The organism is Gilliamella sp. CG25 (assembly GCF_046635705.1).
Lineage (GTDB): Bacteria > Pseudomonadota > Gammaproteobacteria > Enterobacterales > Orbaceae > Gilliamella > Gilliamella apicola_I.
The window spans coordinates 324837-332624 of sequence record NZ_JBIDFJ010000001.1; the positions used below are offsets into that span (position 1 = coordinate 324837).

The following is a 7788-nucleotide window of genomic DNA, read 5'->3' on the forward strand; positions in this document are numbered from 1 at the left end:
GGATTTTAAAATAGATGGAAACAATCATTACTCTTTATCAAGCTTTTATTAATATGGATGTTGCAACACTATCAAACCCTAATGTCTTATGGACATTATATGGTATGTTATTTGTCATCATATTGTTAGAAAATGGCGTCTTACCGGCAGCTTTTTTACCGGGTGACAGCTTGCTCTTTTTAACTGGTGTGCTAATTAGTCTTGATGTTTTCCATTTCGGGTTAATCAATGTCATCTTAATTGCAGCAGCAGCCCTGGGAACTTGGTTAGGTTATTTACAAGGGCTTTGGCTTGGTAATACCAAAATTGTAAAAGGTTGGATGGAACACCTGCCTGAAAAATATCACCGTAAATCCGAAGTTTTATTCCATAAATATGGATTACAAGCGTTGTTTATCGGTCGATTTATTGCTTTTGTACGAACATTATTACCGATGATGGCTGGATTATCCAATCTACATAGTAGAAAATTTCATATTTATAATTGGATTAGTGCAACATTATGGATTTTCTTGATTGTGACTTTAGGTTATCTATTCGGTTTGTCGCCGATTTTTAAAACCTATGAGAAGCAGATCATGTCTCTTTTGATGTTAATTCCTGTATTGTTATTGCTTTTAGGTTTGATCTTCTCTATTTGGCTGGCGTTAAAACGTTGGTTAAACAAAAAGAAACAAGTGCATGTCGCTGAAATTGAGAATCAAAAAGAAGAAAATTGAAATTAACCGATAAGCCGGGTTCTGTCGTGGACAATCATTCCTCTAGGCTAATACTCACGCATTAGCTCAAGCAGTCTACCCGGATTCAACGCGGGCCGCGCCAATGAATCCCTATTTGACCTTGCTCCGAGTGGAGTTTACCGTGCCACAACTGTTACCAGTTGCGCGGTGCGCTCTTACCGCACCCTTTCACCCTTACCTGATCTTAACTATAAGCCATCGGCGGTATACTCTCTGTTGCACTAGTCGTAAATTTTAGCTCACGCCAAAATTCCCCAGGCGTTACCTGGCACTCTGCCCTATGGAGCCCGGACTTTCCTCCCCTCTGTTTGTCTCCTCTTTTACAAGGACTACAACAAAGCAGCGATTGTCTGGTTAATTTCGCAGATTAGTATAGCGTAAAGTATCATTTTGTCTAGCACAGCATCATGATTTTAGCATCACTGATAAGAATATCTGTTTAAAAGAATGGTTTTTAAACTCAATTAAACTATTTTTTATCTCTAGTTTTACTAAATTAAAAATAATGATGCAACTTGCGAAGTCACAATAAAAGATTGAGTCATCATATACTCCCTAATTCATTCACTAATTAAACTAAAAAACTATTTTTAAACAAAATAAGAAGTCACTTAAAATTAATATAGTTTAATACTTTAATTTTGTTGAAAATATCAGTCAATACATAAAATTTAGAAACAAATGAACTTAATCTTTATATATTTCATTGAAATATTTCTTAAGTTTCCTGATTATTTTTATTTATTTTTTCTATCATTTCTTCAATCATTTCTTGATTTAAACCGGATGATTCAAAATTTAATTTTTTTTCATAAACAACACGCTTAATTGGCTGATTTGTTTTTGCATCAATATAACGACTAGGCCAAATTTCGGCCGGATCTAAATCAAGGGCTTTAGCAATGATAAATTCCCCTTTTGTCCATGGTCGAACAAGCGCATTACCAAGAGTTGACGAACTAAAACCCGATCGGCGTGATAATTCAGATAGTGTTGTCCCTTTCTTTTTTAGTGCAGCTATAATATCAGCGTGATGCCAATCGCTGAATTTTATTTCCATTTTTTGTTCCCTCTTAGTTTATAACTTATTTTATCTATGCTATGCTCTAAAATTACTGAAACGAGTAATTTCATTATTCAAGTTAATTTGCAATAATAACTCGTTTCTTATTTAGTATAACAAGATTTCTTTAATTTCTGTATTTTTTTCTGGTTATTTAAAATTAGGATGGTTAAAATGAAAGAATGGTTCTCATCTAAAGAGCTGTCAAGCATTGCAGGGATGCCTACAACAATACAAGGTATTAATCGAAAAGCAAGAGCTGAAAAATGGACTGCGCGTAAACGTTCAGGTGTTCGAGGTAAAGCTGTCGAATATCATATTGGAAGTTTACCGTCAGATGTCAAAAAAGCATTATATATTGAGGAAGAGAGTGCAAGCTATGTAATTTCACCCATTGAACCTCTTCAACTTTGGATGACTGCTTTTGAACAATTGACACCCGATGAGCAATCGATTGTCTCTTCATGGCTAATGCGAAATGGTATAAAAGATTTCATCAGTTTCATCAATAAACAAAATAAAGAAGATTAGTGTTATTAATTTAGCTGATATATACTTTAGCGCTTATAAAATTTAGTTATTACGGAAAAGTAAATGGGAAAACAATTTCAATTAACAACAAATGACGAAATTATTGCTTATTTAGTTAAGCAATTTCCAGATTCTTTTGCGTTCGGGAGTAATGTCAAACCTTTAAAAAAGGGCATTGTTCACGACATTATTTCCCGATTAAATGAAAACCCTAAATTAAGCTTAGCTAAACTCAATGATGCGTTAGATTTCTACATGAATAGTCAGCATTATTTAGAAAATATAAAAATTGGGGTTTATCGGATCGATTTAGACGGTAATCCCCATGAAATCATAACTCAGGAACAGATGGATCTTGCTAAGCAACAACTAATAGAAAGTAAAGAAAAAACGATAGAATCCTTTAAAGAACAACCCAAAGTAAACAATAACGCAATTCATTCACAACCCAACAGTTTAATTATTACGGCAGAACAGATGGAAAAACAGTTTCAATTGACAAATAGTAAAGAAATTATTGTATATTTAGCCCAACAATTTCCTAATTGTTTTACTATTGAGGGCGAAGCAAAACCCTTGAAAATCGGCATATTTCAGGACATACTTTCACGTCTTGATGGAAACCAAGAATTAAGCAAAACGAAACTACGTGTTGCCTTACGTGTTTATACCAATAATTGGCGTTACTTATATAGTATAAAAGTTGGCTCGCATCGTGTTGATTTAGATGGTAATCTCAATGAAGTCATTACCCAAGAACAGATGGATTATGCACAACAACAGCTTAAAGAGAGCAAAAGTAAAGCTAAAGAGCACTTTAAAAAACAAAACAAATCGAAACCTAAAAGAGCTTATACTCCACCTAAAAAAAATAGAGTTTTAAAAATTGGTGATTTTGTTAAGGTTACGATGGGCAATAAACCATTAAAAGTGCAGATCATTGATATTGAAAAAGAACATATCAAAGTAAAGGTTGGTTCAGGTATGCAACTAACAGTTAAACCAGAGCACATAATTAATCAATAGAGAATGGCAATGAGTAATTTATTTAAAGGTATAAGAAAATCGTTACTTGTTCTTTGTGTTATTAGTCCAAGTATCGTTTGCCAAGCAGTTCAGACTAATTCGTCAGTTACAGAACAATTACCTACGCTTAAACAAGATCAAATTCATCAAATTGTGGCAAATAGGGTAACTAACTATTTTACTCAAGCCCATTACCGTAATTTTGATTTAGATGGCGCATTTTCAGCCAAAATCTTTGACCGCTATTTTAAACTATTAGATGGCAATAAATCTTTTTTTATTCAGCGTGATATTGATAGCTTTAGAGATAAACAAGCGTCGTTAGGTCAAGAGCTTTTAGATGGCGATTTGAAAATGGCCTATGATATTTATAATCTTTCTATTCAAAAAAGATATAACCGATTTCAATATGCTTTAAAAGTTTTACAACGCCCTATGGATTTTTCAACTAATGAAAATATTGATTTTAAAAGAGAAGATATTTCATGGGCAAGCACCGAAGAAGAGCTTGATAATTATTGGGATAAACGAGTCAAATATGATGAGTTAAGTCTTTCATTATCCGGTAAAAATGAGAAAGAGATACGTGAGGTTTTAACTAAACGTTACAATCGTGTGTTAAAAACATTGTTACAATCTAAAACTGAAGATGCGTTCCAAGTGTTTATGAATGCTTTTGCACGCGAAATTGATCCTCATACCAGCTATTTGGCGCCACGAAAGAAACGAGACTTCGATGCTGAGATGAATTTATCAATGGAAGGTATTGGAGCCACTTTAAGTCAAAAAGATGATTACACCGAGATTATGTCTTTTGTAACGGGTGGACCGGCTGAAAAAAGTAAACAACTAACCATTGGTGATAAAATTATTGGTGTCGGACAAGGTAATTCAGCCATTGAAGATGTTATTGGCTGGCGTCTCGATGATGTTGTTGAAAAAATTCGTGGGCGAAAAGGAACTGTTGTCCGACTCGAAATTTTACCGGCAGGCAATAGTAGCAAACCTAAAATTGTTGAACTAACACGTGATAAAATTCATTTTGAAGACAGGGAAGCTAAACTAAAAATTATCGACAATCAACGAGGGAAGGTTGGTGTTATCGAAATTCCGAGTTTTTATATAGGATTAACTCAAAAAGTCAATTCACTATTAACGCAAGCTAATCAAGATAATCTGCAAGGGCTTGTTATCGACTTACGCGATAATGGCGGTGGTTCTTTAGCAGAAGTTATTGCATTAACTGGGCTATTTATTGATACAGGGCCTGTGGTTCAAGTGCGTGACAATCTACAAAAAATCAATGTTTATGATGATAAAAATGAAAGTATCAAATATTCAGGGCCAATCGTGGTGATGATAAATCGCTACAGTGCTTCTGCCTCTGAAATTTTTTCTGCCGCAATGCAAGATTATGGTCGAGCGTTGATTGTTGGAGAAACGACATATGGTAAAGGTACGGTGCAAACCTCACGAAATATAGCTTATCCGGTAGATGCAAGATTACATCCGGATTGGCCTGAATTAGGCGGTGTGCAATATACTGTTCAAAAATTTTATCGAATCAATGGTGGGAGTACGCAACTTAAAGGGGTTGACCCTGACATTGACATGATCAATGAGAAATATGTTGACGAAACCGGTGAAAGATATTTAGATAATGCATTGCCGTGGGATAAAATTCCTTCAGCGCAATATTCAAAAGTTGCAAATATCGAGCCATTATTGTCGGAACTTAAATCTAACCATTTAGCCCGAATTGCCAAAAATCCTGAATTTATCTACATTCAAGATGATATTAAACGGTTCAATGATAAAAAGGATAGTCGTTATATTGTTTCTTTGAATAAACAATATCGTGAAGATGAACAAAAGAGCGATGATGACCGAGATTTGAAACGCATGAATGAACGTTTGAGTCGCGCAGGTTTGGCTCCAATTGCGAAATTAGAAGACTTACCAAAAGATTATAAACGCCCCGATGCTTATTTAGATGAAGCTGTTGAAATATTGCTTGATTTTGCGCCTAAATATTCCAAAATTGCGAAAGAACAAGTAAACAGTAATGTCATTCCATTAAACATTTCGGTTGATCAATAGAATAATTAAAATTGGAGATAAAAATATGTGTTCAAATTTAAAATATGCATTATTTAGTACAGTAGCCATACTCGGTTTAATTGCTGCATTTGGCGTGATTGTTTGTATGAATTAAAAATACTTGAAAAATTGTTTTGTGACGATTATAGTATGCGCCTGCTTTTGAAAAGCAGGCTTTATAATTTAGGTGAGGTGTCCGAGTGGTTGAAGGAGCACGCCTGGAAAGTGTGTATACGGCAACGTATCAAGGGTTCGAATCCCTTCCTCACCGCCATCTCTTCCCGATTTTTGCTGGACTTTACGTTTAAAACAGCGTTATCCAACATTTTAGTTTTTAGAATATTGATTATAAAGTATCAATTTTTATTATCTATACGTTACTAAATTGTGCTTTTGATTCTTCTCTTGCTTGAGAATAGCAAATATCCGAAACGAACTGATCATAAATCTCAGCATCAACTGCGTGATTATCAAGTTTCAGTTTAATTAATTCTAGAAGTTGCCAGTCATTCTCATTGCTAAAGTTTTTTATAAGTTCGCTAGCCCGTTTATCGATCCACTCATCTCTTGCATCTTGTTTTTCAATTCTATCAAGCATTTTGCAAAAATTAGCTTCATAGGCGTTTTCAACTAATCGGTGTAATTGATGCATCACGTACCTCGTTGCTGTTTATCTATTCCAACTAAAAAAGCAATAATCCAAACAAGATTAAAATAAAAATACCAAATAATGAAAATTTGATCTCGGTATTCGTTAATTGATAATCAGGATGAAAACGATCTTTTATTTTCATCTTAACAAAATCTCTATTCGTCATATTAACCTCTAAAAAAGCCCCGATTTCGGGGCAAAAGGGTGTAGAATATTACTGTCTTTCCAGTTGTCAGATATTCAATAAATTGGTTTACACAAACTTGTATTGAATATCTCATCAAAACCGCAGTATGTTCGTAAGCCCCTGCTAGCTACTTGAATCTTGTTACCCCATTAGTAACTCGTGGTATTGCTAACTTTATGGTAAGTTGATTAGTTTTGATAACCATAATGATAATATAAGTTATCAAAAAAGTCAATAACAAAAGTAATAAAAAATGAGGTTACGATAAAAAATTAAAATGTTAGGGCATAATGGTAGGAACATAAACCGCCGAAGCGGTAAATGTTATGTGTCGATCAATCCAATATCGATGATTGCCACCAGACTCTTCCTAGAATGGTGATATCATCCAAAGAAACAGTTTCATCATCATAATCTGAATTGTAACTTCGGATTTTGACTTGATTACCAGGCAATCTTTCCAATATTTTTATTCTTAATAACCCGTCATGATTAATTGCGTATATTTTTCCATCTCGAATATTAGTGTCTGCTTGATTGATACCGACAGTTGACCCGTCTCTAAAAACAGGTTCCATACTATCTCCATAAACAGTTAAACATACGGCACAGTCTTTATCAATTCCGTATTTTCGCATTGTTGACCGTGATAATCGCAGTTTGTATCCGTTATAATCTTCAATATCATCAGCAAATCCGTTACCTGCAGAAAGCCTAACATCTTTGTAAAATGGCACTTCAACTTCATCCTCATCAAGTGGTGTTTTGCTATCCCATTCATCGATAGCACCTAGCATTGTTGCATTGGCACTATTTTTAGTTAATTTCGATTTGCCAACACCTTTTGTCAGCCACAATAAATCAACATTTAACGCGTTGGCTATTTCAACAATTTTTCTTGATGTATTGGATTTTCCTGACAGTAATTTTTGAATGGCGGGCTGACTAATTTTAACCTTTTCAGCTAATTGATGTTGAGACATACCAGATTGTTTCAATGCTGAATTTAATCTTTCTGTAAATGTCGTCATTTTTTTATCCCATTGTAATGAAGTACTTTATTGTATAACTCAAGTTATCATCATTCAAATAACATTGGTTATTGATTTTTATGATAACTATTGTTATTATTAATAATAATAGTTATTTTAAAGGAGTATTTCAAGAATATCTTTGTCATGATCAGTGCTAATAGAGATATAAAAAATAACTTTAATACTGAAAGAGAGATAAAACATGAATGAAAACATGTTGATAATTAATTCTTTTACTAGTTATTAATTTAACGTTAATAAAATGAAACTACTTGAGGTGAATAATGCTAGCAAAACAAATCAATGTTGAACAATATCAAAACCCGACACAATGGCTTAATAAAGTGAGTTTGAATGCTGATTATGATATCACTCAAGTATTAACCCGTTGGGGTAATTGGGCTCGAAAAGAAGCTTATCAACAACGCAAAGTGTTTAGTCTATATCAATCCCAA

At 33.9% G+C, this 7788-nt stretch carries 8 protein-coding genes, 1 tRNA gene and 1 other RNA gene; 6 read left to right on the forward strand and 4 right to left on the reverse strand.

The annotated features are described in order from the left end of the window. Window positions 1-14: 14 nt before the first annotated feature. Window positions 15-719, forward strand: a complete 705-nt coding sequence (locus tag ACGH6P_RS01480) for a DedA family protein (RefSeq protein WP_267349689.1) — start codon at window positions 15-17, stop codon at window positions 717-719. On the opposite strand, the gene rnpB is transcribed toward ACGH6P_RS01480, so the two are convergent. Both rnpB and ACGH6P_RS01490 read right to left on the reverse strand, forming a co-directional pair. Then, an RNA gene (gene rnpB / locus ACGH6P_RS01485) (RNase P RNA component class A) lies at window positions 714-1102 on the reverse strand. The two genes, ACGH6P_RS01480 and rnpB, sit on opposite strands and share 6 nt — an antisense overlap. A 356-nt stretch (window positions 1103-1458) precedes the next feature. Next, the gene (locus ACGH6P_RS01490; RefSeq protein ID WP_411590973.1) at window positions 1459-1800 is read right to left on the reverse strand and encodes a helix-turn-helix domain-containing protein; all 342 of its coding nucleotides are present in this window, start codon (window positions 1798-1800) and stop codon (window positions 1459-1461) included. Between the two features lie 177 nt (window positions 1801-1977). Between ACGH6P_RS01490 and ACGH6P_RS01495 the strand changes: the two genes are divergently transcribed. The 5 genes from ACGH6P_RS01495 (at window position 1978) to ACGH6P_RS01515 (ending at window position 5734) form a co-directional block, all read left to right on the forward strand. Then, window positions 1978-2334 carry a DNA-binding protein gene (locus ACGH6P_RS01495; protein WP_065558735.1) on the forward strand — a complete coding sequence of 119 codons (357 nt, stop codon included), beginning with the start codon at window positions 1978-1980 and terminating at the stop codon, window positions 2332-2334. A 63-nt stretch (window positions 2335-2397) separates the two neighbouring features. Then, window positions 2398-3360, forward strand: a complete 963-nt coding sequence (gene proQ, locus ACGH6P_RS01500; protein ID WP_267359481.1) for an RNA chaperone ProQ — start codon at window positions 2398-2400, stop codon at window positions 3358-3360. Between the two features lie 9 nt (window positions 3361-3369). Beyond that, entirely contained in the window at window positions 3370-5460 is a 2091-nt protein-coding gene (prc, locus tag ACGH6P_RS01505) for a carboxy terminal-processing peptidase (protein ID WP_411596545.1), read from the forward strand. 25 nt (window positions 5461-5485) lie between these two features. Then, a complete protein-coding gene (locus tag ACGH6P_RS01510) occupies window positions 5486-5575 on the forward strand; it encodes a YnhF family membrane protein (RefSeq protein WP_267359485.1) in 90 nt (29 codons plus the stop codon). 71 nt (window positions 5576-5646) lie between these two features. Further along, a tRNA-Ser gene (locus tag ACGH6P_RS01515) sits at window positions 5647-5734 on the forward strand. A gap of 96 nt (window positions 5735-5830) precedes the next feature. On the opposite strand, the gene ACGH6P_RS01520 is transcribed toward ACGH6P_RS01515, so the two are convergent. Together ACGH6P_RS01520 and ACGH6P_RS01525 are read right to left on the reverse strand one after the other, a co-directional pair. Next, entirely contained in the window at window positions 5831-6112 is a 282-nt protein-coding gene (locus ACGH6P_RS01520; RefSeq protein ID WP_267359487.1) for a hypothetical protein, read from the reverse strand. A gap of 522 nt (window positions 6113-6634) precedes the next feature. Further along, window positions 6635-7330 carry an XRE family transcriptional regulator gene (locus tag ACGH6P_RS01525; RefSeq protein ID WP_267359489.1) on the reverse strand — a complete coding sequence of 232 codons (696 nt, stop codon included), beginning with the start codon at window positions 7328-7330 and terminating at the stop codon, window positions 6635-6637. Window positions 7331-7788 lie beyond the last annotated feature (458 nt).

What these genes read in the sequence shown, in the direction of transcription:
- ACGH6P_RS01480 (WP_267349689.1), top strand. Translation starts at nt 15, where the DNA reads ATGGAAACAATCATTACTCTTTATCAAGCTTTTATTAATATGGATGTT.
- ACGH6P_RS01490 (WP_411590973.1), bottom strand. Translation starts at nt 1,800, where the DNA reads ATGGAAATAAAATTCAGCGATTGGCATCACGCTGATATTATAGCTGCA.
- ACGH6P_RS01495 (WP_065558735.1), top strand. Translation starts at nt 1,978, where the DNA reads ATGAAAGAATGGTTCTCATCTAAAGAGCTGTCAAGCATTGCAGGGATG.
- proQ (WP_267359481.1), top strand. Translation starts at nt 2,398, where the DNA reads ATGGGAAAACAATTTCAATTAACAACAAATGACGAAATTATTGCTTAT.
- prc (WP_411596545.1), top strand. Translation starts at nt 3,370, where the DNA reads ATGAGTAATTTATTTAAAGGTATAAGAAAATCGTTACTTGTTCTTTGT.
- ACGH6P_RS01510 (WP_267359485.1), top strand. Translation starts at nt 5,486, where the DNA reads ATGTGTTCAAATTTAAAATATGCATTATTTAGTACAGTAGCCATACTC.
- ACGH6P_RS01520 (WP_267359487.1), bottom strand. Translation starts at nt 6,112, where the DNA reads ATGCATCAATTACACCGATTAGTTGAAAACGCCTATGAAGCTAATTTT.
- ACGH6P_RS01525 (WP_267359489.1), bottom strand. Translation starts at nt 7,330, where the DNA reads ATGACGACATTTACAGAAAGATTAAATTCAGCATTGAAACAATCTGGT.